Here is a 24,944-nt window from a genome sequence, read left to right as displayed (position 1 = left end):
TTCAGACGGGTGATTTGATGCTGGCCTTGCGACTGCTCCGCCATTCCATCCTGCAGCTGACCGGGAACCTCGGCGCGGCTCTGACGCTGTCGGTCATGCCTGCCGTCGCGGTCGCGGCGGCGGGAGCCGTCTGGTGGAACACGATGCTGGCCATGGGAAGCACACAGGGCGTGACCGGGCAGGCGGCTGTCCTGCATCTCGCCCTCATGATCATCGTGGTGCTGGCCTTCGTCAGCCTCGCCGCGTCCTGGCATCGGTTCGTGCTTCTGGAGGAGCGCCCCCGGCTCCTGCGGCCCATCGGGCGGCCGGAGTGGCGCTATGTCGGGGCCTCCGTCAGGCTCACGCTGATCCTGATCCTGGTCGGAATACCGGTGCTGCTGCTCGGCGGGGCGGTGATGATCGCCCTTGACGGCAGCGTCGGGGCCGCGATGCTCCTCAACCTGGTGATCGGCTTCGCCTTTGCCGTCCTGGGCCTGCGTCTTGGAACGGGGCTGGCCGGTGCGGCGACCGGAGCTGCGCGACCGTTGACGACCGGCTGGCGTGCGACGGGACATGCCCTCGGGACATTGGCGGTGCTGTCGCTGCTGACGCAGGTGCTGGGACTGGCCCTGAACCTGGCCGCCCGCCTGCCAGGGGCCGCGGGAATCGCCGCGGCGCTTCTGGTGGCGTGGTTCACCGCAATGCTGTCGCTGTCGATCATCACCACGCTCTGGGGTCACTTCGTCGAGGGTCGCGCGCTGCGCTGAACCCTTGCCAACAGGCCCGTTTCGCGGCATGGGCGAGGCATGGAAAACTTTGTCGCCGCCGTCCGTCTGGCCGAGGCCGCGCTTCGCGACCTGTTCGAGCCCACGCCCCTGCAACGCAACGACCACCTCTCGGCGAAACACGGCGCCGAGATCTGGCTCAAGCGCGAGGATCTGACGCCCGTGCGCAGCTACAAGCTGCGCGGCGCCTTCAACGCCATGCGCAAGCTGGCCCGGCCCGGCGGCGGCGGCCATTTCGTCTGCGCCAGCGCCGGCAACCATGCCCAGGGCGTGGCCTATGCCTGCCGCCATTTCGGCGCGCGCGGCACGATCTTCATGCCGGTCACCACGCCGAAGCAGAAGATAGACAAGACCCAGATCTTCGGCGGCGACGCGGTCGAGATCGTGCTGACCGGCGACTATTTCGACCAGACGCTGGCCGCGGCCCAGGCCTTCTGCGCCGAACAGGGCGCGCAGTTCCTGTCGCCCTTCGACGCGCCCGACATCATCGAGGGCCAGGCGACCGTGGGCCTCGAGATGCTGGCCCAGCTGGGCCGCGCGCCCGATCTGGTGGTGCTGCCGGTGGGCGGGGGCGGCCTGTCCGCGGGCGTCACGAAATACCTGGCCACCGAGGCGCCCCAGACCCGCTTCGCCTTTGCCGAACCGCTTGGCGGGGCCAGCCTGCAGGCGGCGCTGCGCGCAGGCGCCCCCGTCGCGCTGCCTGCGGTCGACAGCTTCGTCGACGGGGCGGCGGTCGCGCGCATCGGCGCCCTGCCCTTCGAGGCGCTGTCGCGTTTCTCGGAGCATGACGTCCATCTGGCCCCCGAGGACCGCATCTGCCGCACCATGCTGGAGATGCTGAACACCGAGGGCGTGGTGCTGGAGCCTGCGGGCGCGCTGGCGCTGGACGTGCTGGGCGATCTGGGCGACCTGACCGGCAAGACCGTCGTCGCGGTGTGTTCGGGCGGCAATTTCGACTTCGAACGCCTGCCCGAGGTCAAGGAGCGGGCGCAGCGCTTTGCCGGGCTGAAGAAGTACTTCGTGCTGCGCATGCCGCAGCGCCCAGGCGCGCTGCGCGATTTCCTGGAGCTTCTGGGTCCCCAGGACGACATCGCCCGGTTCGAGTATCTGAAGAAATCGGCCCGCAACTTCGGTTCGGTGCTGATCGGGATCGAGACCAGCGATCCGGCCAACCTGACCGCGCTGATGGGCCGGCTGGACCGGTCGGGCTTCGCCTATCGCGACATCACCAACGACGGCATCCTGGCCGAGCTGCTGGTCTGATCACGACGCCCGCGCCCGGTCCCCGGCCGCGTCGTCCGGCCCGGGCGGCAGGCCGGGTTCGGGCGGAGGGCCGTCGATGACATGCGGCAGATCGCGCAGCAGCATCTGCTTGCTGTGACCGAAGCTGGCCCGCAGGGTCGCGATGGACAGGGCCGCCCCCTCTCCCTGCGCCAGTTGCTGGACGGCACGGTCGCATCGGGCACCGAAATCGCGGAACCCGATCTGCCGGGCCAGCGTCCCCAGCAGGGGCAGGTCCTGCGCCAGGGTCGGGCCGTCCTCGGGCAGGACGGACAGATGCGCCTCGATCTCGGTCAGGATCATGCCGATCATCGGCGCGGCGGCCTGCGCACCCGCCCGGTCGCGCAGCGCGATCACCCTGGACCAGTCGATCATCGCATCCCTCATCGAATCGCCTGTACGGTCCCGGTCTAGCCCATCCGCCTTGCCACGACGTTAACGGTCCGGTTTACCCGGCGTTTACGACTGCAGCGTATGCAGGATGGCATGACAGCCGCGAATCGCCCCCCCCTGCCGATCGACCAGGCCCCGCCCAGACCGGGCCGCCTGATCCTGCTGGTCGATGCCAGCGCGGCGCAGCGGCGGCTCCTGGCGCGGATGCTGCGCCGGGGCGGCTACGAGGTGATCGAGGCCGAGGGCGCCCGCCAGGCGCTGCAGCTGTGCGAGAGCCGCCCGCCGGACCTGGTGCTGGCGGACTGGAGCATGCCGGACATGACCGGCCCCGAGTTCTGCGCCGCGTTCCGGCGGCTGCCGCGGTCGAACTATGGCTATGTGGTGCTGCTGACCTCGGGGGCGGATGCGCGCACCATCACCGAGGGGATCGAGGCGGGCGCGGACGACTTCCTGACCAAGCCCGTCGCCCCGCAGGAACTGCTGGCACGCATGGCCGCGGGAGAGCGCATCCTGCGCATCGAGGAGGAGCTGCGCGCCAGCAACACCCAGCTGCGCCAGGCCCTGGCCCAACTGTCGGAGACCCAGGCCGCGATGGAACGCGACCTGCGCGAGGCGCGCAAGCTGCAGCAGGGTCTGGTCCGCGCCCGATCCGGCCGGTTCGGCGGCATCGAGATCAGCCTGCTGCTGCGTCCTGCGGGCCATATCGGCGGCGATCTGGTGGGCTTCTTCCCGATCGGAGAAGACCGCGTGGGCCTCTATGCGCTGGACGTCTCGGGTCACGGGGTGACGGCGGCGCTGCTGACCGCGCAGCTGTCGGTCCATCTGTCCGGCACCTCCGACCAGAACATCGCGCTGCGCGGTGCCCTGGGCCCCGAGGATGCCGGTCCCGCCGCGCTGGCCTGCTTCTTCAACACGATGATGCTGGAGGAGATGAACACCGACACCTACTTCACCATGATCTATGCCGAGCTGAACCATGCGACGGGCCATGTGCGGATGGTGCAGGCGGGTCATCCCCACCCGGCGCTGCAGCGCGCCGACGGGACCGTGACCCATCTGGGCCAGGGCGGCATGCCCATCGGCGTCTTCGAGCGGCCGATCTTCGACGAGATCGACGTGACCCTCGCCCCCGGCGACCGGCTGCTGATCGCCTCCGACGGCATCACCGAGGCCACCACGCCCAACGGCCGTCAGCTGGGCAATGACGGGCTGGAGGCGGTGATGCGCACCAACGCCTTCCTGAATGGCCATTCCTTCCTGGAGTCGATGGCCTGGTCGGTGTCGGAATACTGCCGCGGAGAGCGTCAGGACGACATGTCGGCCGTGCTGGTCGAATATCGGGGCACCGGGCAGGTCATCCGCCTGGACGACGACCGCTGACGCCGCCGAGGCGCATCCACCGCGTCAGGGCGGCCCGCGATCCGGAATCGACCAGATGCGCCATCGCCTCGGCCGGGGTCATCCAATGGGCGCGGTGCCCCGGCTCGGTCGGGTCGGAGAGGCGCAGGATCGGGCGCGCGACCCAGATCTGGCAGCGCTTCTCGGCATGCATGTCGTAATCGGGCATGAAGCAGAACCGCCGATAGGCCCACAGGAACCGCGCGCCACCGATGGTCCAGCCGGTCTCCTCCGCGACCTCGCGATGCAGCGCGGCCAGGGGATGCTCTCCGGGGTCGATGCCCCCGCCCGGCAGCTGGAACTCGGGCACCGGCGCCTGCTGATGGGTCAGCAGCAGCCGCCCGTCGCGCCACAGGATCGCATAGGCCCCCGGACGGCGGCGATAGGGACGCGCAAGGCGGGGCGGTTCTCCGAAACGCGGGGTCATCGGTCCTCTCGGCGGATGGGTCATGCGGTCATAGCGCAGGGCGGCCCGGTCGGAAAGCGGCGCGGCGGCCCCCCTTGGGATCGGCGGAAAATGCCTTATATTGGGCGCAACCCGGCGCGCATCCGTCGCAGCCATCGCCACTTCAAGGATCACAGATGAGCAAGATCAACCAGATAGCCTGGGATGACACCGTCCTGCCCTTTCAGCTGGACCGCAGTTCCATCCGCGGCCGCGTCGTGCGGCTGGACGGGGTTCTGGACCACATCCTGTCGCGCCACGACTATCCGCCCGCCGTCAGCGCCATGGTGGCCGAGATCGCGCTGCTGACCGCGCTGATCGGGCCGACCGTCAAGCTGCGCTGGAAGCTGAGCCTGCAGGTGCGCGGCACCGGCGCGATCCGCACGCTGGCGGCCGACTATTACGCGCCCGAAGGCGAGGGCAAGCCTGCCCGCATCCGGGCCTGGGCCAGCTTCGATGCCGAGCGCCTGGACGCCCGCCCGCCCTTCGAGCAGATCGGCGAGGGCTATTTCGCCGTGCTGATCGACCAGGGGCCGGGCAGCACCCCCTATCAGGGCATCACGCCGCTGGCCGGCGGGTCGCTGTCCTCCTGCGCGCAGACCTATTTCGCGCAGTCCGAACAGCTGCCGACGCGGTTCCAGCTGGCCTCGGGCCAGTCGCGCCTGTCGGGCCAGGACGCCCAGTGGCGCGCGGGCGGCATGATGCTGCAGACCCTGCCCGGCAACCCGGCGCAGCCGACCGAGGGCGGCAGCGGCGAGGGCGGGCTGATCGAGGCTGCCGACATCCTGCAGGGCAGCGAATCCGAGGACTGGAACCGCGCCAACATCCTGCTGGACACGGTCGAGACGCTGGAGCTGATCGGCCCCTCCGTCGGGCCGACCGACCTGCTGCTGCGCCTGTTCCACGAGGAGACGCCCCGCGTCTTCGACGCCCATAAGGTCGAGTTCGGTTGTTCGTGCAGCGCGGACCGGGTGCGCGGCACGCTGTCGATCTATTCGGCCAAGGACATCGCCCACATGACCACGCCCGAGGGGATCGTGACGGCCGACTGCCAGTTCTGCGGCGCGCATTACGAGTTCGACCCGGCCAGCCTGGGCTTCGAGGCGACCGTCGATGCCGAGGGCAACCCCCTGCCCGAAGGCGGGTCGGCCAGCAACAAGGCGGCCGAGTGACGGCTTGGTCCGAGGCGCGCCTGCATGCGGCCCTGACGCGTGCGGCAGAGCCCAGCTCGGATTACGACCTGAACCCCGAGGCCACCCCGCCCGGCACGCTGCTGCGACCGGCCGGGGTGCTGGCGGCGTTTCACGCCGGTGACGGGCGGCTGGTCCTGACCAAGCGCGCCTCGGGTCTGCGCCATCATCCGGGCCAGATCGCCCTGCCCGGCGGCAAGGTCGATCCCGGCGACGCGGACGCCACCGCCACCGCGCTGCGCGAGGCGCATGAGGAGATCGGCCTGCGCGCCGAGGGCCTGCGCGTGCTGGGCAGCCTGCCGCCGCACCGCACCGTCACCGGCTTTTCGGTGACCCCGGTCCTGGCCGTGATCGACGGCGCCTTCGATCCGGTCCCCGAGGCCGGGGAGGTCGACGAGGTCTTCACCCTGCCCTTTGCCCATGTCGCCGACCCCGCCCGCTACCGGATCGAGCGGCGGCGCTGGCGCGGCGGTTGGCGCAGCTATCACGCGGCGCCCTTCGGGCCCTATTACCTGTGGGGGGCGACGGCGCGCATCCTGCTGGGGCTGGCGCAGCGGCTGTGACGCGGCTGCCGGGCCATATCCTGTCCGACCCGGCGCTGATCCGGGTGCTGGACGCGCTGGAGGCCGAGGGCGACCGCGCCTTTCTGGTCGGCGGCGCGGTGCGCAACGCGCTTCTGGGACAGCCGATCAACGACATCGACATCGCCACGGATGCCACCCCCGACCGGGTCATCGCGCTGGCCGAGGCGGCCGGCCTGCGCGCCGTGCCGACGGGGATCGACCACGGTACCGTCACCGTGGTGGCCGACGGGACGGGCTTCGAGGTGACCACCTTCCGGCAGGATGTGGAGACCGACGGGCGCCATGCCACCGTCGCCTTCACCACCGATCTGGCCCAGGACGCGGCGCGGCGCGACTTCACGATCAACGCGCTTTACGCGGGGCGCGACGGGGGGGTGATCGACCCCGTGGGCGGCCTGCCCGACCTGACCGCCCGCCGCCTGCGCTTCGTGGGCGACGCGGACGCGCGCATCACCGAGGACTACCTGCGCATCCTGCGTTTCTTCCGCTTCCTTGCCCGCCATGGCCGCGAGGCCGACCCGAAGGCGGTCGCCGCCTGTGCGCGCCACCGCGACGGGCTGGCGCGCATCGCCCGCGAACGCATCGGCGCCGAGATCAGGAAGCTGCTGGACGCCCCCGATCCCGGCCCGGCGATGGCGCTGATGGCGCGGACCGGCGTGCTGGAGCGGCTGCTGCCCGGCGCCGATCCGCTGCGGCTTCAGGCGCTTTTGGACCGCGAGCCCGCACCGGGCGGCTGGCTGCGGCGGCTGGCGGCGCTTGGACCCGCCGATCCCGACCTGCGCCTGTCGCGCAGCGAGGCGCGCGCGCTGGCGCAGCTGCATCGGGCGCGCGACTGGTCGCTGGACCGGGCGGCCTGGCATCTGGGGGCCGAGGCCGCGACGGATCATGCGGCGCTGATGGCTGCGGACGGCCACCCCCTGCCCCCCGACTGGCGGGACCGGATCGCGCATGCCGTCGACGCGCCTCTGCCGGTGTCGGCGGCCGATCTGGCGCCGCTGCAGGGCGCGGCCCTGGGGCGCGGCCTGAAGGCGGCCGAGGAGGCGTGGATCGCATCCGGCTTCACCCTGCCCCCGCCCGCCCTGATCGACGCGGCCCATCTGGCCGGGAAGGACGACGCATGACCTTGCACACCCTGTTCGGCCGCATGGTCGATGCCTTCCGCCCCGCCGAGGGCGCGCCGCCGCGCACGCTGATGGCGTTCTTCCGCTGGTGCCTTGCGGGGGCCTGGCCGGGCCTGGGCTTCGCCGCCGTGGCCTCCGCCCTGGGCGGGGTGGCGGACGTGGTCTCGGCGCTGCTTTTGGGCATGGTCGTCGATGCGGTGGCGACCGGCGAGGCCGGCACATTCTGGGCGCAGAACGGCGGGCTGGTGGCGCTGTTCGCGGGGTTCTTCCTGGTGATCCGGCCGGCGATCTACGGCCTGTCGACCGCCAGTTCGAACGTGATCATCGGGCCGAACATCCTGCCCCTGGTGCTGTCGCGCCTGCACCGCTGGACCATGGGCCATGCGGTCACCTTCTTCGACAACGACTTTGCCGGGCGGCTGGCGCAGAAGCAGATGCAGACCGCGCGCGCCGTCACCGACGTCGCCTCGGAGATGGTGAACGTGGTAGCCTTCGCGCTGGCCTCGGTCATCGGGTCGGCGGCCTTCCTGCTGGCGGTGGATGGCTGGGGGGCGGTGGCGCTGCTGGTCTGGCTGGCGGCCTATTTCGCGCTGATCCGCTTCTTCCTGCCCCGCATCCGGGCCAAATCTGGGGCGCGTGCCTCGGCCCGCGCCAATGTCACCGGGCAGGTCGTCGACACGATCACCAACATCAAGACGGTCAAGCTGTTCGCCCATGCCGAGCATGAGGATCGGGCCGCCCTGGGCGCGATGGCGGGGTTCCGCGAACGCGCGCTGGATTTCGGGGTGGTCTCGACCTGGTTCCGGCTGTCGCTGATGATCGTCGCGGGCGTCCTGCCGGTGATCCTGGTGGGCGGGGCGATCCTGCTCTGGCGCGACGGTGCGGCCACGGTGGGCGACGTCGCGGCCTCGGGCGCCATCGCCATGCGGCTGTCGCAGATGACGGGTTGGGTCAGCATGGCGCTGATGGGCATGTGGGGCAGCATCGGCGAGGTCGAGGACGGCATGAAGACCCTCTCCCCGCCCCATGCCCTGACCGACGCGCCGGGCGCCGTGACGCTGGACCGCGTCGCCGGTCGGATCGACTTCGAGGACGTCGATTTCGCCTATGGCCGGGATGAGGGCGGCATCCGCAACCTGACCCTGTCCATCGCGCCGGGAGAGAGGATCGGCATCGTCGGCGCCTCGGGCGCGGGCAAGTCCACGCTGGTCGCGCTGCTGCTGCGTCTCTACGACGTGGAGCGCGGCGTGATCCGCATCGACGGCCACGATCTGCGCGAGGTCACGCAGGAGAGCCTGCGCCGCCAGATTGCCATGGTCACGCAGGAGACGGCGATGTTCAACCGCTCGGCCCGCGACAACATCCTGTATGGGCGGCCGAATGCGACACAGGATGATGTCGTGGCTGCCGCCAAGGCGGCGGAGGCGCATGAGTTCATCCTGGGGCTTGAGGATTACGCGGGTCGCACCGGATATGACGCGCATCTGGGCGAGCGGGGCGTCAAGCTGTCGGGCGGTCAGCGCCAGCGGATCGCCCTGGCTCGCGCCTTCCTGAAGGACGCGCCGATCCTGGTCCTGGACGAGGCCACCAGCGCGCTGGATAGCGAGGTCGAGGCCCAGGTCCAGGAGGCGCTGTCGCGCGCCATGCGCGGCAAGACCGTGCTGGCCATCGCGCATCGCCTGTCCACCATCGCCGAGTTGGACCGCATCCTGGTCTTCGAGGACGGGCGCATCGTCGAGCAGGGCGGGCATGACGCGTTGCTGGCGCGCGGCGGCCGCTATGCCCGCTACTGGAACCGCCAGTCGGGCGGCTTCCTGGGAACCGAGGAGGCGGCCCAGTGACGCAATGGACCATCGAGCGGCTTGGCCGCAAGGGCGACGGCGTCGCCCTGTCGGAGGACGGGCGCGCGCTGGCCCCCCTGACCCTGCCCGGCGAGGTGATCGAGGGCGAGGCCCAAGACGGCCGCATCGCCGCGCCGCGCATCCTGACGCCCTCGCCGGACCGGATCCGGCCGATCTGCGGCCATTACCGCGCCTGCGGGGGCTGTTCGCTGATGCATGCGACCGACGCCTTCACCACCGCCTGGAAAGCGCAGGTGGTGCGGACCGCGCTGGCCGCGCAGGGCATCGATGCGCCCGAACCGCAGGTCCATGTCTCGCCGCTGAACAGCCGCAGGCGCGCGGTCCTGTCGGGGCGGCGCACCAAGAAGGGCGCGCTGCTGGGCTTTCACGCCCGCGCCTCGGACGTCATCGTCGATCTGGCCGAATGCCATGTGCTGCGCCCGCGGATCGTGGCGGCGCTGCCCCTGCTGCGGCGGATCGTGGTCGCGGGCGCCTCGCGCGCGGCCGAACTGTCGCTGACGGTGATCGACGGGCCCGCGGGGCTGGATGTCGCGGTCCGCGGCGGCAAGCCGATGGAGCCGGACCTGTTCCGGGCCTTGGCGGCCCTGGCCGAGGAGGGCGATCTGGCGCGGCTGGACTGGGACGGGCAGGCGATCACCCGCCGCCCGCCCGCGCTGCCCATGGGCCGGGCGCGGGTCGTGCCGCCGCCGGGTGCCTTCTTGCAGGCCACCGCCGAGGGTCAGGCCGCGCTGCTGGCCGCGGTCCGTGCCACGGTGGGCGGGGCCGCGCGCATCGCGGACCTGTTCGCGGGCTGCGGGACCTTCACCCTGCCCCTGGCCGAAGACGCCGCGATCCACGCGGTCGAGGGGCTGGCCGCGCCGCTGGAGGCGCTTGATTCGGCTTGGCGGGCCACCTCAGGGCTGAACCGCGTCACGACCGAGGTGCGCGACCTGGCGCGCAGGCCGCTGCTGCCTGACGAATTGCGTGCACATGACGCGATCGTGATCGACCCGCCGCGTGCCGGTGCCGAGGCGCAGATGCGGCAGATCGCCGCGTCCGGCGTGCCGGTCGTGGCGGCCGTCGCCTGCGACCCGGTCGGATTTTCCCGCGATGCGCGGATTCTGGCCGATGCGGGCTATCGTCTGGACCGGCTCTGGGTGGTCGATCAGTTCCGCTTTTCGCCGCATGTCGAAATGGTCGCCGCGTTAACGCTCCGCTAGGCAGCACCGGCTATTCCGTGGTATTGCCGGACCATAAAAATCAAAAATGCTTCAGAGGCAGTGATGCGCTTGACGACCCGTCGGACCTTCTCGATTTCGATGCTGGCCTTGCTGGCTGCCTGTGGACGACCGCAGCAGACGACCAAGTTCCAGCGCTATTCCGGCCCCCCGATCACCCAGGTCCAGATCAACAAGGGTCAGCGCCGGATGCATCTGTTCAGCGGATCGACGGTCATCCGCTCCTACGACATCAGCTTGGGCAACCAGCCGATCGGGCACAAGCAGTTCTCGGGCGACGGCAAGACGCCGGAGGGGGTCTATCATATCGACCGCTTCAACCCGCGCAGTGCCTATCACCTGTCGGTGGGCATCAGCTATCCCAACGAACGCGACCGCGCCTTTGCCGAGTCGTACGGCATGGACCCGGGCGGGGACATCTTCATCCACGGCCGCGGACCGCAGGGCAACAACCTCTTTCCCCAGCAGCGCGACTGGACCGCGGGCTGCATCGCCGTGACCGACGAGGAGATCGAGGAGATCTATGCGATGCTGCAGCCCGGCGCGGCGGTGGTGATCTATCCCTGATCCGGCATCGCCGACTGCACGCCCGGCCCCGCCCTTCGGACGGGGCCTTTTGCGTTCCGGGCTCAGCGTCCGGTCAGCAGCGTCCACCAGACCTTGCCCGACGGCTCCTTGAACCAGGCAAAGCCCAGCTGCGTCGCGGTCGGGTCCATGATGACGTCGCGCGTGTCGCGGGTCGACATCCAGGCGGACAGGGTCTGGATCTCGGTCTCGTAGGACTCGGAGATGTTCTCGCCGACAATGGTCCCAGCAAAGCCCTGCCGCCGCGCCCGATCCAGCGGCGAGGAGCCGTCGGACCCCCAGTGCCAGGCCCGATTCTGCGCCGACATGTCGCGCGAATGGGCCAGCGCCGCCGCCTCAAGCTGCGGGCTGGGCGTCAGGGCCGCGGCGCCGATGTTTCCGCGCAGGGTGTTGATCTGCTGCAACACGCGCCCAGCAATCGCCGCGCTGTCATCGACCGGCGGGGCCACCGCCAGCGTCGGATCCATGGGCGGCGCCATGCCTGCGGGGGCCAGGTTGCGCGGCCCGCAGGCCCCCAGGACCACCATCGCCAGAATCGCAAATGCGTTGATTTTCTTCATCTTCCGGTCGCTCCCTGGCGCAGATGGACCAGTCCTATCGAATGACCCGCACAGGATCAAACGCAACTTGGCGTGATCGCCGCAGCCGCCCTGCGGGGCCGTCGCGCGACGGGCGAACGAATTGCCGGCAGGCGGTCGCGGCGCTATATTTTCCCCACGCCGCGACAGGCGGCCCCCGACATCACCCCGCCCGACAGAAGCGGGGATCGCAGCCCGAGGACCCGAGCCGATGAGCCCTTCGCCTTTCGTCAACCGCCGCGCCTTCCTGGGGTCGGCCGCAGCCCTCGGGGCGGCGGCGATCGCACTGCCCGCCCTGGGCCAGCAATACGACCCGGCGACCGGAATGCCCGTTCCCGCAGCCCCGGCGCCCACCGGCACCGGACCGCAGCACAACATCTCCAGCTTTCGCGGCCAGGACTGGCGACCGCATTTCCAGAACCTGACCAATGGCGCGGTGCTGTGCGACCTGACCTCGCGCGCCGTGCATTTCTGGTCCGAGGACGGCAACACCTACCGCGTCTATCCCAGCTCGATCCCGGTCAGCTCGGAGCTGACGCGCACCGGCCGGACCGAGATCATCAAGAAGGTCGAGGGCCCCACCTGGACCCCCACCCCCGAGATGAAGCAGCGCAACCCCGACTGGCCCGACTTCATGCCCGCCGGTCCCGACAACCCGATGGGCACGCATGCGCTGTGGCTGACCTGGCAGTACTATCGCATCCACGGCACGCATGACACGCGCAAGATCGGGCGCCGGTCGTCGAACGGCTGCATCGGCCTCTACAACGAGCATGTGGCCGAGCTGTTCAGCCTGACCAAGGTCGGCACGCAGGTCCTGGTCCTCTGAGGCCGCCGACCGGCGAAGGGGCCCTGCGGGGCCCCTTGGCACGGCTCAGGCGCGGGGTTCGACCCAGCCCTGGATGTTGTCGCGCACGATCTCCAGCATGACCCGGATATGGGCGGGATCGTCGTTCAGGCAGGGGATGTACTGGAAGTGATGGCCGCCGGCCTCCTCGAAGGCCTCGCGGATCTCTCCGTTGATCTCCTCCAGCGTCTCGATGCAGTCCGACGAGAAGGCCGGAGAGATCACCGCGATGTCGGTATGGCCCTGACGCGCGAGCTCCGCCACATGCTCGACCGTGTAGGGGCGCAGCCATTCCTCGCGGCCGAAGACCGACTGGAAGGTCGTGTCGATGATGCCCTCGGGCCAGCCCAGCTCCTCGCGCAGCAGCCGCGAGGTCTTCTGGCACTGGCAGTGATAGGGGTCGCCCTGCATCAGATAGCGCTTCGGCATGCCGTGATAGCTGGCGACCAGCTTGCCCGGCACCTTGCCGTCCAGCGCCCGGCGCACGCTGTCGGCCAGCGCCTTGATGTAGTCGGGGCGGTTCACGTAGGGGTCCACGGTCCGCACCGAGGGCTGCCAGGTCTGCTTCATCAGCGCCCGGAACAGCTGGTCGTTGGCCGTGGCCGAGGTCGGCCCCGCATATTGCGGATAGAGCGGCAGGAACACGATCCGCCGGCAGCCCGCCTGCACCATCCGCTCCAGCACGTCCGGCGTCGAAGGGTTGCCATAGCGCATGCAAAAGTCGACCATCACCTGATCGCCCCATTCGGCATGGGCCAGTTCGGCCAACGCCTTGGCCTGGGACTTGGTGATGGTCATCAGCGGGCTCTCGTTCGCCTCGTGATTCCAGATCGACTTGTAGTTCGCGCCCGAGGTGAAGGGCCGCTTGGTCAGGATCACCCCCTGCAGCAGCGGCTGCCAGATCAGGCGGTTGATGTCGATGACCCGCCGGTCCGACAGGAACTCGTTCAGATAGCGCCGCATGGACCAGTAGTCATAGCCGTCCGGCGTCCCCAGGTTGGCGATCAGGATGCCGGTTTTGGCCGGCTTGACCGCGGGGTGGTCGGCGGGGGCGTGGGTGGGTCTCATGGGGTCTGCTTCCTCGGGGTGTCTTTGCTGAGTTCGGCCAGGGCATCGGCCAGCGACTTCTGGGCCGATCCGGGGCGCAGCGGGCGGGGCTGGCTGTCGGACGGCGCCCAGCCCGTCAGAAAGACCAGATCGAAGCTGACGGCGACACGGGACGGATCGTCGCGGTCGGGACTGTCCTGCGCCAGGATCGCCGCGGCCCGCGCCAGGACGGCGCGGCGCGTCGGGTGGCGCAGCCGGGCGGCCAGCGCATTGCCCTCGCCCATGGCGCGCAGGTCGCGGCCCAGATGGATCAGGTCGCGATAGCTGGCCCGCTGCGGCAGCAGGTCCGCCACCGGCAGGGCCAGCCCCGCGCGCGACAGAAGCCCGCCCAGATCGCGGATCTCGGCCATGGGCAGGATGCGCGGCGACAGGCCGCCCGTGATCTCGGCCTCGGCGCGGGCCAGGGCGGCGCGCGGTTCGGCCAGGGTCTGGCCGCCGAACATCACGCCGATGAACAGCCCGTCGGGGCGCAGCGCGCGGGCCGACTGGACCAGCTGCCCCACCGGATCGTCCGCCCAGTGCAGCGACAGCGCATGGATCACCAGGTCGTGCGCACTCGGCGCGAGGTCCAGCACCGGCTCGTCCGCCACCACCCGCGCGCCCGGAAACCGCGGCGCCCAGAGATCGGGAAAACCGGTGACGACGGCCGGGTCCGTAAAGGTTCTGTTAACCTCGGCCAGCCTATGCTGGATCTCGTCGGCGGCGATCTGGTGGAACAGGTCGGCCAGGCCCGCGCGCCGGGCGCGGTCGCGCTGGCGGATCAGGGCGGTGCGGTCCGTCAGGGCCGGACGGGGGGATGCGGGATCGGTCATGATCGGGGAACATAGGGTGCTTTCGGGGGCGATGAAAGCCGCGCTGCGGCTGTTCTATCCGCCCCAATGCCTGTCCTGCGGGGCGGGGGTCGCGGATGGCGGCGCGGGGGCGGTGCATCTCTGCGCCGACTGCTGGCCCGAGGCCGCGTTCATCGAGGGCGCCTGCTGCGACTGCTGCGGGGCGCCGCTGCCCGATGACGGCACCGGGGCCATGCAGGTGCTGGTCTGCGACGACTGCCTAGTGGCGGTGCGGCCGTGGTCGCGGGGGCGGGCGGCGATGGTCTATGCCGGCACCGCGCGGCGGCTGATCCTGGCGCTGAAGCATGGCGACCGGCTGGACCTGGCGCCGCCCATGGCCGACTGGCTGGCGCAGGCGGCGCGGCCGCTGGTCGTGCCCGGCATGATCGTGGCGCCGATCCCGCTGCATCTGCGGCGGCTGGCGCGGCGCAAGTACAACCAGTCGGCGCAGATCTCGGGCCGCATGGCGCGCAGGCTGGGGCTGGAGCATCGCGCCGACCTGCTGGTCCGCCGCCGCCACACGCCCATGCAGGAGCATCGCGGCATGGCCGAGCGCTTTGCCAATCAGCAGGACGCGCTGGCCGTCCATCCGCGCCATGCGGCGGCGGTGGCGGGGCGGCCGGTCCTGCTGGTCGATGACGTGATGGCCTCGGGCGCGACGATCCATGCGGCGGCGCTGGCGCTTCTGGCGGCGGGGTCGGGGCCGGTCTCGGTCGCGGTTCTGGCACGCGCGGTCAAGGATGACTAGATAGGGGCCGGACGACCTGAAAGGACGATCATGAGCATCGAGATCTACACCACCCGCACCTGCCCCTTCTGCATCCGCGCCAAGCAGCTTCTGGACAGCAAGGGCGTCGCCTACAAGGATATCGACGTGGGCGCCGAGCCGTCGCTGCGCGACGCGATGACCCGCCGCGCGAAGGGCAAGCGCACCGTCCCGCAGATCTTCGTGGGCAGCACCCATGTCGGCGGCTGCGACGACCTCTACGCGCTGGAGCGTGCGGGCAAGCTGGACCCGCTGCTGAAGGGCGCGGCATGACGGCCACGCTGACCGTCGGGCTGGTGCAGCTGACGGTCGGCGACGATCCGGCGGCCCATCTGGGCCAGACGCTGGACCTGATCCGGCAGGCCGCCGCCCGGGGCGCGCGGTGGGTGCTGACGCCCGAAGCCACGAACCTGCTGTCGCCCGACCGCGCCCGGCAGGCCCTGATCCTGCGCCCCGAGGATCAGGACATCACCTTGGCCGCGCTGCGGGCCGAGGCGCGGGCCCTGGGCATCTGGGTGCTGGCCGGGTCGCTGGCCCTGACCACGGGCGATCCCGATGGCCGCTTTGCCAATCGCAGCCTGCTCATCGCGCCCGACGGCGGCATCGCCGCGCGCTATGACAAGCTGCACATGTTCGACGTCGATCTGGGCCATGGCCAGTCCTTCCGCGAAAGCGCCGCCTATCGCCCCGGCGACCGGGCGGTGCTGTCGCAGGTGGACGGGGTGCCGGTCGGGATGACGGTCTGCTATGACCTGCGCTTTCCGCAGCTTTACCGGGCGCTGGCGCAGGCGGGGGCGCGGGTGCTGACGGTGCCGTCGGCCTTTCACCCGGTGACCGGCGCCGCCCATTGGGAGGTGCTGCTGCGCGCCCGCGCGATCGAGACCGGCTGCTTTGTCCTGGCGCCCGCGCAATGCGGGACCCACCCCGCGCCGCACGCGCCCGACCGGCCGCCGCGGATCAGCCACGGACGGTCGCTGGTGGTGGACCCCTGGGGGCGGGTGCTGGCCGATGGCGGCGTGACGCCGGGTCTCACCATTGTTTCCCTTGACCTTTCGGCGGTGGATGAGGCACGGTCCCGCATCCCCTCGCTCACCCATGACCGGCCCTTCGCGGCCCCGGAAGGCCATGACACGACCCGCGACCGACCCTGACAAGACCGCCCCGGACCCCCGGTCGACGGACCGGCTGGCCGCCAGCCTCTTCGCCGAGGTGCTGATCGCCGAACAGCTGTCGCGCAACCTGATCGGGCGCGCGCTGCCGCGCGGCATGCAGATCTCGCATTTCTCGGTGCTGAACCTCCTGGCCCATGTGAACGAGGAACGCACCCCCGCCCAGCTGGCCGCGGCCTTCCACGTCACGCGGGGGGCGATGACGAACACGCTGGCGCGGCTGGAATGGGCGGGCCATGTCCATATCCGCCCCGATTGGGACGATGCGCGGCGCAAGTTCGTGTCGATCAGCACCGCCGGGCGCGCGGCGCGCGACCAGGCCATCGCGGCCTTCATGCCGCTGATCGCGGGCGTCGTGCGCGACATCGGGGACGAGCGCGTGCGCGGCGCCCTGCCCGTCCTGCGCGAGCTGCGCCGCCGCCTGGAGGTCGATCCGCCGCGCAGCTGAGCGTCACGCCCGCCGCGTCACCATCGCATAGTTCACCGCCAGGTCGCGATCCGACAGCGACCAGCCGCCGGTCAGCGGGTTGAAGACCATGCCGCGGCGGTCGGCCTCGGCCAGCCCGGCGGCGCGGGCATGGGCGGCCAGCTCCTCCGGGGTGATGAAGCGGCGCCAGTCATGCGTGCCGCGCGGCAGCCAGCGCAGCACCCATTCCGCGCCGACGATGGCGGCGGCGAAGCTGCGCCCGGTGCGGTTCAGCGTGGTCAGGATCAGCAGCCCGCCCGGCTTCAGCAGCTCGCGGCAGGTCGCCACGAAGGAGGCCGGGTCGGCCACATGCTCCACGATCTCCAGCGCCAGGACCACGTCGAACCGCGCCTCGGTGGTCAGCAGCGCCTCGGCCGTGGTCGCGCGATAGTCGATCTCCAGCCCCTGCCGGGCGGCATGCGCGCGGGCCACGGCGATGTTGACCTCGGTCGCGTCCGCCCCGGTGACGGTCGCTCCAAGCCGCGCCATCGGCTCGCTGGCAAGCCCGCCGCCGCAGCCGATGTCCAGCACCTCCAGCCCCGCGAAGGGCCGCAGCGACCGCCGGTCGCGCCCGAACTCGGCGGCGATCTGGTCGGCGATGTAGTCCAGCCGCAGCGGGTTCATCCGGTGCAGGGGCCGAAACTTGCCGTTCGGGTCCCACCATTCGGCGGCCATCGCCTCGAACTTGGCGATCTCGGCCTGGTCGATGCTGCTGGGGGTGATCATGGGGGCGGTCCTTCTGGCGGGCGGCGTCGTCTGTGCTTATAGTGACAGGATGGACCGATTGGCAGGACAAATCTCCGCGTCACATGGCCGCCTGCACCCGGCGGTGGAACCCCATGCGCGCCACATGCTGGAGGTCGGCGCGGGCCATGTCCTCTATGTCGAGGAATGCGGCAATCCGCAGGGCCGCCCGGTCCTGGTGCTGCATGGTGGGCCCGGCGGCGGGTGCAGCCCCTACATGCGGCGCTTCTTCGATCCCGACCATTACCGCATCGTGCTGTTCGACCAGCGCGGCTGCGGACGCTCGCGCCCGACCGCCTCGGTCGAGGCGAACACCACCGACGACCTGATCGCCGACATCGCCCTGATCCGCGCGCATCTGGGCATCGACCGCTGGCTGCTGTTCGGGGGCAGCTGGGGTGCCACGCTGGCCCTGGCCTATGCCGAGGCCCATCCCGACCATGTCACCGGGCTGGTCCTGCGCGGGGTCTTCCTGGGCATGCGCGAGGAGCTGGACTGGTTCTATGGCGGCGGCGCGGCGCGGTTCTTCCCCGATCTCTGGGCCCGCTTCCAGGAGCCGATCCCGCCCTCGGAGCGCCACGACATGATCGCCGCCTATCACGCGCGGCTGTTCGATACCGACATCGACCGCCAGACCCGCTATGCGCAGCCTTGGCTGATGTGGGAGAACGCGCTGGCCGGGTTGCAGTCCGGCCCCGGCGGGCACGCCCCGGCCGATTACGCCCGCGCCTTCGCCCGGCTGGAGAATCACTATTTCCGCCACGGCTGCTTCCTCGAGGAGGGTCAGCTGCTGCGCGAGCGCGCGCGGATCGAGCACCTGCCCGCGCTCATCGTGCAGGGCCGCTATGACATGGTCTGCCCGCCCGACAGCGCCTGGCGCCTCGCTCAGGGCTGGGACAAGGCCGATCTGCGGCTGGTCCCGGCCTCGGGGCATGCCCTGTCGGAACCGCGCATCACCGCCGAACTGGCCGCCGTCATGGATTCGATCCGCGACGAGGACCGCAGCCGAAAGACCGACCGATGACCCTGGGCCTGTTCCCGATCTTCCTGCTGGCCAGCGTCGCGGCGGCGGCGACCGGCATGATCTTTCGCCCCGGCGTCTGGTATGCGGAGCTGCGCAAGCCCGGCTTCACGCCGCCGAACTGGGCCTTTCCGGTGGCCTGGACGGTGATCTACCTGCTGTCGGCGCTGGCCGCCGCGCGGGTCGCCGTCCTGCCGGGCGCAGGGATGGCGCTGGCGCTGTGGTCGGCGCAGATCGCGCTGAACACGCTGTGGACGCCGGTCTTCTTCGGTTCGCGGCGCATGGGCCTGGCCATGGTCGTGATGGCCGCGCTGCTGGTCACGGTGGCGGCGCTGGCCTGGGCCTTCGCGTCGCTGAACGGATGGGCGGGGCTGATGCTGCTGCCCTATCTGGCCTGGCTGGGGGTGGCATCCGCACTGAACTGGCGGATCTGGCGCGACAACCCGGCGGCCTGAGGGGGCCGCCCGCGCGAAAGGCTTGCATTCGCGGCCGCGTCGCTCTATATCGCCACTCAACAGCGGTGCAGGCGTCCAAACCCTGCCCACCGGAACTTCCGCATGGGGCCCGCTGACGGCCCCTTTTTCATGTCCGAGAGGATCTCATGTCCAGCGACCTGCCCGACGACCGGCCCGCCGACCGGGACCACGACCGCGCCCTGCCGGCCTCGAACGACCTGATCGCCAAGACCGCGATCGACCGCCGCCTGGCCGAGATCATCACCCCGGTGATCGAGGATCTGGGCTTCGAGCTGGTCCGCATCCGCCTGCAGGGCGGCAAGACCGCGACGCTGCAGATCATGGCCGACCGCCCCGAGGGCGGCATCAACGTGGACGACTGCGCCGACATCTCGACCGCGGTCAGCGCCACGCTGGATGTCGAGGACCCGATCGAGGACAACTATCACCTGGAGGTCTCCAGCCCCGGCATCGACCGCCCCCTGACCCGGCTGAAGGACTTTGCGACCTTCGAGGGCTATGAGGCGCGCCTGGACCTGAACCAGCCCATCGACGGGCGCAAGAAGTTCAAGGGCACCCTGGCCGGGGTCGAGGGGACCGAAGTTCTGATCAACATCGAGGATCAGGGCCAGACCCACACGATCGGCCTGGAGTTCGACCTTCTGGCCGATGCCAAGCTGGTCCTGACCGACGAGCTGATCCGCGAGATGCTGCGCCAGAAGAAGGATGCCGGGGTCGAGATCGACAACCTGGACGAATCCGCCTTCGACGCGATCGAAACCGACGACACCACGGCCGCCGACGGCGCCGAACCCAAGGAGTGAGTGATGGCGATCACCTCTGCCAACCAGCTGGAACTGCTGCAGACGGCCGAAGCCGTCGCCCGCGAGAAGATGATCGAGCCCGAGCTGGTCATCGAGGCGATGGAGGACAGCCTGGCCCGCGCCGCCAAGTCGCGCTACGGCGCCGAGATGGACATCCGGGTCAGGATCGACCGCAAGACCGGCAACGCCACCTTCACCCGCGTCCGCACCGTCGTCGCCGATGACGCGGTCGAGAACTATCAGGCCGAGTTCACCGCCGACCAGGCCCGCCCCTATTTCGAGCGCCAGAAGGACCCGGCCAACGCCTGGATCCGCGACGGCCAGCGCATCGAGGACTTTGCCGCCCGCCCGCAGGTCGGCGACACGTTCCACGAGCAGGTGCCGCCGGTCGAGCTGGGCCGGATCGCCGCGCAGTCGGCCAAGCAGGTCATCCTGCAGCGCGTCCGCGAGGCCGAGCGCGACCGACAGTACGAGGAATTCAAGGACCGCGCCGGCACCATCATCAACGGCGTCGTCAAGCGCGAGGAATACGGCAACATCATCGTGGACGTGGGCCGCGGCGAGGCCATCCTGCGCCGCAACGAGAAGATCGGCCGCGAGAGCTATCGCCCCAACGACCGCATCCGCGCCTATGTCAAGGACGTGCGCCGCGAGACGCGGGGCCCGCAGATCTTCCTGTCGCGCACCGACCCGCAGTTCATGGCCGAGCTGTTCAAGATGGAGGTCCCCGAGATCTATGACGGCGTGATCGAGATCAAGGCCGTGGCCCGCGATCCCGGTTCGCGCGCCAAGATCGCGGTCATCAGCAACGACGGCAGCATCGACCCGGTCGGCGCCTGCGTCGGCATGCGCGGCAGCCGCGTGCAGGCCGTCGTGGGCGAGCTGCAGGGCGAGAAGATCGACATCATCCCGTGGAACGAGGATCAGGCCACCTTCCTGGTCAACGCGCTGCAGCCCGCCGAGGTCAGCAAGGTCGTCTTCGACGAGGAGGCGAACAAGATCGAGGTCGTCGTCCCCGACGAGCAGCTGTCGCTGGCCATCGGCCGTCGCGGCCAGAACGTGCGCCTGGCCAGCCAGCTGACGGGCCTCGACATCGACATCCTGACCGACGAGGAGGAATCCAAGCGTCGTCAGGCCGAGTTCAACACCCGCACCGCGCTGTTCATGGAGGCGCTGGACCTGGACGAGTTCTTCGCCCAGCTGCTGGTCGCCGAAGGGTTCACCAACCTGGAGGAGGTCGCCTATGTCGACCAGGACGAGCTGCTGACCATCGACGGCGTGGACGAGGGCACCGCGGCCGAGCTGCAGGCCCGCGCCCGCGACGTGCTGGAGGCCAAGAACCGCGAGGCCCTGGAGGCCGCGCGTGCGCTTGGCGCCGAGGACAGCCTCATTGAATTCGAGGGTCTCACTCCCCAGATGGTGGAGGCGCTGGCCAAGGATGGCGTCAAGACCCTGGAAGATTTCGCGACCTGCGCGGATTGGGAACTGGCCGGCGGCTGGACCAGCGTGAACGGGCAGCGCGTCAAGGACGAGGGTCTGCTGGAGCCGCATGGCGTCAGCCTCGAGGACGCGCAGACCATGGTCATGACCGCGCGCGTGCTGCTGGGCTGGGTCGATCCGACCGAGATGGACGGCGCGGACGCGGAAGACGATCTGGACGAGGACGACAACGAGGAGGCCGGGGCCTGATCGCCCCGGATGGGTACAACAGCTTGAGCCGTGGTGGACGTGACAAGGACCGGGACGACCCGGAACGCCGGTGCATCGCCACCGGCGAGGTGCAACCCAAACGCGGGCTGATCCGCTTCGTGATCGGCCCCGACGGCCAGGTCGTTCCCGACCTGGCCGAGAAGCTGCCGGGCCGCGGCATCTGGGTGGCGGCCGACCGGGCCGCCCTGCAGAAGGCGGTGGCCCGCAACCTGTTCAGCCGCGCGGCCCGACAGCCCGTCCAGGTCGATCCCGATCTGGCCGCGCTGGTCGAGGCGGGCGTGGCGCGCCGGCTGGTGGACCTGATCTCGCTGACGCGGAAGTCGGGTCGTGCGGTGGCCGGCTTCGAGAAGGTCAAGGGCTGGCTGGCCGAGGGCCGCGCCAAGGTGCTGCTGCAGGCCTCCGATGGCTCGGAACGCGGCAAGGGCAAGCTGTGGACGCCCACGGGCGGACGCTGGTTCGGCTGCCTGACCGCATCAGAATTGGGTTTGTCCTTTGGGCGCGATCATGTCATACACGGCGCGCTTGCGAAGGGTGGCCTGACGGACAAGGTGATCTTGGAAGCCGGCAGACTGACGGGTCTGCGCGGGCATGACGACGGCAATACGGCTGTCGGGAAGGAATGAAGACGCAAATGAGCGACAAAGACGGAAAAACCCCCCTGGGTCTTGGCGGCGCTGGCCGTTCGGGTCAGGTCAAGCAAAGCTTCAGCCACGGCCGCACCAAAAGCGTCGTCGTCGAAACCAAGCGCAAGCGCGTCGTGGTGCCCAAGCCGGGCGCCACGCAGATGACCGATGCACAGAAAGAGAAGAACCCGCTGACCGCACGCATGGCCGGCGATCCGTCCAAGCGCCCGGCCGGCATTTCGGATGCCGAGATGGAGCGCCGCCTGAAGGCGCTGGCCGCCGCCAAGGCGCGCGAGGCCGACGACATCGCCCGCCGCGCCGCCGAGGAGAAGGCCCGCGAGGAGGAGCGTGAGCGCCGCCGCGCCGAGATCGAGGCCAAGGCCCGCGAGGAGCGCGAGCGCGAGGAGGCCCTGAAGGCCAAGGCGATCGCCGAGGCGAACGCCATCCAGGACGCCGCCGACGAGGCCCGCCGCAAGGCCGAGCCGCGCCAGGAGCGTCCGAAGCCCTCGGCCGGCGCCGCCAAGCCCGCCGCCCCCGATCAGGCCGCGATCGAGGCCGCCGCCGCGCGCGCCGAGACCAAGGGCGTGTCGACCGGGGTCGCGCGCAAGCCCGACCGCGCCGCCGACCGTCCCGACCGCGACAAGGCGGCCAAGGCCAAGACCGACGACAACCGCCGCGGCGGCAAGCTGTCGCTGAACCAGGCGCTGAACGGCGAAGGCGGCCGCCAGCGCAGCATGGCCGCGATGAAGCGCAAGCAGGAGCGGACCCGTCAGAAGGCCATGGGCCAGTCGGTCCGCGCCGAGAAGCAGGTCCGCGAAGTTCGCCTGCCCGAGACCATCGTTGTGCAGGAGCTGGCCAACCGCATGGCCGAGCGTGCCGCCGACGTGGTCAAGTCGCTGATGAAGATGGGCATGATGGTCACCGCCAACCAGCCCATCGACGCCGACACCGCCGAGCTGGTGATCGAGGAATTCGGCCACAAGGTCCTGCGCGTCAGCGACAGCGACGTCGAGCAGGTGATCGATTCCGTCGATGACCGCGACGAGGACATGCAGTCGCGCCCGCCGATCATCACGATCATGGGCCACGTCGACCACGGCAAGACCTCGCTTCTGGACGCGATCCGCAACGCCAACGTGGTGTCGGGCGAGGCCGGGGGCATCACCCAGCACATCGGCGCCTATCAGGTGACGACCGAGAGCGGTGCCGTGCTGTCCTTCCTGGACACGCCGGGTCACGCGGCCTTCACCTCGATGCGCGCCCGCGGCGCCCAGGTCACCGACATCGTCGTGCTGGTCGTGGCCGCCGATGACGCGGTGATGCCGCAGACGGTCGAGGCGATCAACCACGCCAAGGCCGCCAACGTCCCGATGATCGTGGCGATCAACAAGATCGACAAGCCCGCCGCCGACGTGAACAAGGTCCGCACCTCGCTGCTGCAGCACGAGGTCGTGGTCGAGGCCATGTCCGGCGACGTGCAGGATGTCGAGGTCTCGGCCAAGACCGGCCAGGGCCTGGACAACCTGCTGGAGGCCATCGCCCTGCAGGCCGAGATCCTGGAGCTGAAGGCGAACCCGAACCGGGCCGCCCAGGGCGCCGTGATCGAGGCGCAGCTGGATGTCGGACGCGGCCCCGTGGCCACCGTCCTGGTCCAGCACGGCACCCTGCGCCGCGGCGACATCTTCGTCGTGGGCGAGCAGTGGGGCAAGGTCCGCGCGCTGATCAACGACAAGGGCGAGCGCGTCGAGGAGGCCGGTCCCTCGGTCCCCGTCGAGGTGCTGGGCCTGAACGGCACGCCCGAGGCCGGTGACGTGCTGAACGTGGTCGAGACCGAGGCCCAGGCCCGCGAGATCGCCGAGTTCCGCATCACCCAGGCCAAGGACAAGCGCGCCGCCGCCGGTGCCGCGACCACGCTGGAGCAGCTGATGGCCAAGGCCAAGGCCGACGTGAACGTGGCCGAGCTGCCCGTGGTCGTGAAGGCCGACGTGCAGGGTTCGGCCGAGGCGATCGTGCAGGCGCTGGAGAAGGTCGGCAACGACGAGGTCCGCGTGCGCGTGCTGCATTACGGCGTGGGCGCGATCACCGAATCCGACATCGGCCTGGCCGAGGCGTCGAACGCGCCGGTCATCGGCTTCAACGTCCGCGCCAACGCTCCGGCCCGCAATGCCGCCAACCAGAAGGGGGTCGAGATCCGCTACTACTCGATCATCTACGACCTGGTGGACGACATCAAGGCGGCGGCCTCGGGCCTGCTCTCGGCCGAGGTGCGCGAGAACTTCATTGGCTATGCCACGATCAAGGAGGTCTTCAAGGTCACCGGGATCGGCAAGGTCGCCGGCTGTCTGGTCACCGAGGGCGTCGCCCGTCGTTCGGCCGGCGTCCGCCTGCTGCGCGACAACGTGGTGATCCACGAGGGCACGCTGAAGACGCTCAAGCGCTTCAAGGACGAAGTCAAGGAAGTCCAGTCCGGCCAGGAATGCGGCATGGCCTTTGAGAACTACGACGATGTCCGCCCCGGCGACGTCATCGAGATCTTCGAGCGCGAGGAGGTCGAGCGCACGCTCTGACCCCCTCTCGACCGGAACGACCGGCCGGGCGGTGCCATGCGCATCGCCCGGCCTTTTCATGTCCGGGGGCGCCTGGCGCGGAGTGATACGAAAAAGGGGTGGCCATGAGGCCACCCCTTTTCCCGAAACGATCATGACGGTCCGACGCGGCGTGGATGCGCCGCGTCCTCTCCGTTCAGCGGCCGACCGGCTTGCCCTCGAAGGTGCGGTTGCCCACGCGGACAAGGATGTTGCCATCCGTGGTCGCGCCTTCGAACAGTCCCTGGATTGAGATGTAGCTTCCGATGGAAATCGTGCGAATCATGTCAAGCCCTCCTCTGTGCCCGATACAAAGTAAGTCATGAAATGGTTAAAAAATCGTTCGCAACATAATCTACATGGAACTTTTTGCGCAGTT

General features: G+C 70.1%; 27 protein-coding genes. 20 read left to right on the top strand and 7 right to left on the bottom strand.

Annotated elements, in window-relative coordinates; all coding sequences use genetic code 11:
- Positions 1-17 precede the first annotated feature (17 nt).
- Both AACG61_RS02485 and ilvA read left to right on the top strand, forming a co-directional pair.
- On the top strand, positions 18-746 hold the full coding sequence (locus AACG61_RS02485; protein WP_411838446.1) for a hypothetical protein: 729 nt from the start codon (positions 18-20) through the stop codon (positions 744-746).
- Positions 747-785: 39 nt separating this feature from the next.
- Positions 786-2,027: a threonine ammonia-lyase IlvA gene (gene ilvA / locus AACG61_RS02480; RefSeq protein ID WP_411838445.1), complete on the top strand. Its 1,242-nt coding sequence runs from the start codon at positions 786-788 to the stop codon at positions 2,025-2,027.
- Here the strand turns inward: ilvA and AACG61_RS02475 are convergent, their stop codons facing one another.
- On the bottom strand, positions 2,028-2,432 hold the full coding sequence (locus tag AACG61_RS02475; RefSeq protein ID WP_411838444.1) for a hypothetical protein: 405 nt from the start codon (positions 2,430-2,432) through the stop codon (positions 2,028-2,030).
- Between the two features lie 99 nt (positions 2,433-2,531).
- Here AACG61_RS02475 and AACG61_RS02470 point away from each other — a divergent pair, with 99 nt between their 5' ends.
- Complete coding sequence (locus AACG61_RS02470; RefSeq protein ID WP_411838443.1) at positions 2,532-3,818, top strand: PP2C family protein-serine/threonine phosphatase; 1,287 nt, start codon at positions 2,532-2,534, stop codon at positions 3,816-3,818.
- Here AACG61_RS02470 and AACG61_RS02465 read toward each other — a convergent pair.
- Positions 3,793-4,263 (bottom strand): NUDIX domain-containing protein, encoded by a 471-nt coding sequence (locus AACG61_RS02465; RefSeq protein WP_411838442.1) that lies wholly within the window; start codon positions 4,261-4,263, stop codon positions 3,793-3,795. The genes AACG61_RS02470 and AACG61_RS02465 overlap by 26 nt on opposite strands.
- Before the next feature lie 155 nt (positions 4,264-4,418).
- Here AACG61_RS02465 and AACG61_RS02460 point away from each other — a divergent pair, with 155 nt between their 5' ends.
- The 6 genes from AACG61_RS02460 (at position 4,419) to AACG61_RS02435 (ending at position 10,822) form a co-directional block, all read left to right on the top strand.
- Positions 4,419-5,453, top strand: a complete 1,035-nt coding sequence (locus AACG61_RS02460; protein WP_411838441.1) for an Hsp33 family molecular chaperone HslO — start codon at positions 4,419-4,421, stop codon at positions 5,451-5,453.
- Positions 5,450-6,034: an NUDIX hydrolase gene (locus tag AACG61_RS02455; protein WP_411838440.1), complete on the top strand. Its 585-nt coding sequence runs from the start codon at positions 5,450-5,452 to the stop codon at positions 6,032-6,034. Before AACG61_RS02460 ends, AACG61_RS02455 begins: the two co-directional genes overlap by 4 nt.
- Positions 6,031-7,176: a CCA tRNA nucleotidyltransferase gene (locus tag AACG61_RS02450; RefSeq protein ID WP_411838439.1), complete on the top strand. Its 1,146-nt coding sequence runs from the start codon at positions 6,031-6,033 to the stop codon at positions 7,174-7,176. The genes AACG61_RS02455 and AACG61_RS02450 overlap by 4 nt, the downstream gene beginning before the upstream one ends.
- Positions 7,173-9,017, top strand: coding sequence for an ABC transporter ATP-binding protein (locus AACG61_RS02445; protein ID WP_411838438.1), 1,845 nt, complete (start codon positions 7,173-7,175; stop codon positions 9,015-9,017). Before AACG61_RS02450 ends, AACG61_RS02445 begins: the two co-directional genes overlap by 4 nt.
- Positions 9,014-10,237 carry a class I SAM-dependent RNA methyltransferase gene (locus AACG61_RS02440; protein WP_411838437.1) on the top strand — a complete coding sequence of 408 codons (1,224 nt, stop codon included), beginning with the start codon at positions 9,014-9,016 and terminating at the stop codon, positions 10,235-10,237. Before AACG61_RS02445 ends, AACG61_RS02440 begins: the two co-directional genes overlap by 4 nt.
- A 63-nt stretch (positions 10,238-10,300) precedes the next feature.
- Complete coding sequence (locus AACG61_RS02435) at positions 10,301-10,822, top strand: L,D-transpeptidase family protein (protein WP_411838436.1); 522 nt, start codon at positions 10,301-10,303, stop codon at positions 10,820-10,822.
- A gap of 62 nt (positions 10,823-10,884) precedes the next feature.
- Here AACG61_RS02435 and AACG61_RS02430 read toward each other — a convergent pair whose 3' ends face one another.
- Positions 10,885-11,400: a CAP domain-containing protein gene (locus tag AACG61_RS02430; protein ID WP_411838435.1), complete on the bottom strand. Its 516-nt coding sequence runs from the start codon at positions 11,398-11,400 to the stop codon at positions 10,885-10,887.
- A 229-nt stretch (positions 11,401-11,629) separates the two neighbouring features.
- Between AACG61_RS02430 and AACG61_RS02425 the strand changes: the two genes are divergently transcribed.
- Positions 11,630-12,247 (top strand): L,D-transpeptidase, encoded by a 618-nt coding sequence (locus AACG61_RS02425; protein WP_411838434.1) that lies wholly within the window; start codon positions 11,630-11,632, stop codon positions 12,245-12,247.
- Positions 12,248-12,292: 45 nt separating this feature from the next.
- Here the strand turns inward: AACG61_RS02425 and hemH are convergent, their stop codons facing one another.
- Both hemH and AACG61_RS02415 read right to left on the bottom strand, forming a co-directional pair.
- Positions 12,293-13,333, bottom strand: coding sequence for a ferrochelatase (hemH, locus tag AACG61_RS02420; RefSeq protein WP_411838433.1), 1,041 nt, complete (start codon positions 13,331-13,333; stop codon positions 12,293-12,295).
- A complete protein-coding gene (locus AACG61_RS02415; protein ID WP_411838432.1) occupies positions 13,330-14,184 on the bottom strand; it encodes an SAM-dependent methyltransferase in 855 nt (284 codons plus the stop codon). Before AACG61_RS02415 ends, hemH begins: the two co-directional genes overlap by 4 nt.
- A 31-nt stretch (positions 14,185-14,215) precedes the next feature.
- Here AACG61_RS02415 and AACG61_RS02410 point away from each other — a divergent pair, with 31 nt between their 5' ends.
- Genes AACG61_RS02410 through AACG61_RS02395 form a run of 4 tightly spaced genes read left to right on the top strand, consistent with a single transcriptional unit; the run spans position 14,216 to position 16,585 of the window.
- Positions 14,216-14,950 carry a ComF family protein gene (locus AACG61_RS02410; protein WP_411838431.1) on the top strand — a complete coding sequence of 245 codons (735 nt, stop codon included), beginning with the start codon at positions 14,216-14,218 and terminating at the stop codon, positions 14,948-14,950.
- 27 nt (positions 14,951-14,977) lie between these two features.
- Positions 14,978-15,241 carry a glutaredoxin 3 gene (gene grxC, locus AACG61_RS02405; protein ID WP_411839449.1) on the top strand — a complete coding sequence of 88 codons (264 nt, stop codon included), beginning with the start codon at positions 14,978-14,980 and terminating at the stop codon, positions 15,239-15,241.
- Complete coding sequence (locus tag AACG61_RS02400; RefSeq protein ID WP_411838430.1) at positions 15,238-16,119, top strand: carbon-nitrogen hydrolase family protein; 882 nt, start codon at positions 15,238-15,240, stop codon at positions 16,117-16,119. The genes grxC and AACG61_RS02400 overlap by 4 nt, the downstream gene beginning before the upstream one ends.
- The gene (locus AACG61_RS02395; RefSeq protein WP_411838429.1) at positions 16,094-16,585 is read left to right on the top strand and encodes a MarR family winged helix-turn-helix transcriptional regulator; all 492 of its coding nucleotides are present in this window, start codon (positions 16,094-16,096) and stop codon (positions 16,583-16,585) included. The genes AACG61_RS02400 and AACG61_RS02395 overlap by 26 nt, the downstream gene beginning before the upstream one ends.
- A 3-nt stretch (positions 16,586-16,588) precedes the next feature.
- Here the strand turns inward: AACG61_RS02395 and ubiG are convergent, their stop codons facing one another.
- Complete coding sequence (gene ubiG, locus AACG61_RS02390; protein WP_411838428.1) at positions 16,589-17,329, bottom strand: bifunctional 2-polyprenyl-6-hydroxyphenol methylase/3-demethylubiquinol 3-O-methyltransferase UbiG; 741 nt, start codon at positions 17,327-17,329, stop codon at positions 16,589-16,591.
- A 49-nt stretch (positions 17,330-17,378) separates the two neighbouring features.
- Here ubiG and pip point away from each other — a divergent pair, with 49 nt between their 5' ends.
- From pip to infB, 6 genes are all read left to right on the top strand, one after another.
- Positions 17,379-18,371 carry a prolyl aminopeptidase gene (pip, locus tag AACG61_RS02385; protein ID WP_411838427.1) on the top strand — a complete coding sequence of 331 codons (993 nt, stop codon included), beginning with the start codon at positions 17,379-17,381 and terminating at the stop codon, positions 18,369-18,371.
- Positions 18,368-18,823 carry a tryptophan-rich sensory protein TspO gene (tspO, locus tag AACG61_RS02380; RefSeq protein WP_411838426.1) on the top strand — a complete coding sequence of 152 codons (456 nt, stop codon included), beginning with the start codon at positions 18,368-18,370 and terminating at the stop codon, positions 18,821-18,823. The genes pip and tspO overlap by 4 nt, the downstream gene beginning before the upstream one ends.
- A 146-nt stretch (positions 18,824-18,969) precedes the next feature.
- A complete protein-coding gene (gene rimP / locus AACG61_RS02375) occupies positions 18,970-19,647 on the top strand; it encodes a ribosome maturation factor RimP (RefSeq protein WP_411838425.1) in 678 nt (225 codons plus the stop codon).
- A 3-nt stretch (positions 19,648-19,650) separates the two neighbouring features.
- Positions 19,651-21,336, top strand: a complete 1,686-nt coding sequence (gene nusA, locus AACG61_RS02370; RefSeq protein WP_411838424.1) for a transcription termination factor NusA — start codon at positions 19,651-19,653, stop codon at positions 21,334-21,336.
- Between the two features lie 23 nt (positions 21,337-21,359).
- The gene (locus AACG61_RS02365; RefSeq protein ID WP_411838423.1) at positions 21,360-21,980 is read left to right on the top strand and encodes an RNA-binding protein; all 621 of its coding nucleotides are present in this window, start codon (positions 21,360-21,362) and stop codon (positions 21,978-21,980) included.
- 8 nt (positions 21,981-21,988) lie between these two features.
- Entirely contained in the window at positions 21,989-24,547 is a 2,559-nt protein-coding gene (infB, locus tag AACG61_RS02360; RefSeq protein ID WP_411838422.1) for a translation initiation factor IF-2, read from the top strand.
- Between the two features lie 175 nt (positions 24,548-24,722).
- On the opposite strand, the gene AACG61_RS02355 is transcribed toward infB, so the two are convergent.
- Positions 24,723-24,851: a hypothetical protein gene (locus tag AACG61_RS02355; RefSeq protein WP_411838421.1), complete on the bottom strand. Its 129-nt coding sequence runs from the start codon at positions 24,849-24,851 to the stop codon at positions 24,723-24,725.
- Positions 24,852-24,944: the final 93 nt, after the last annotated feature.

This window comes from Paracoccus sp. ME4 (genome assembly GCF_046736325.1).
GTDB lineage: Bacteria > Pseudomonadota > Alphaproteobacteria > Rhodobacterales > Rhodobacteraceae > Paracoccus.
Note: the sequence above shows the minus strand (reverse complement) of the source record. Positions and strands in the feature narration are given on the sequence as shown.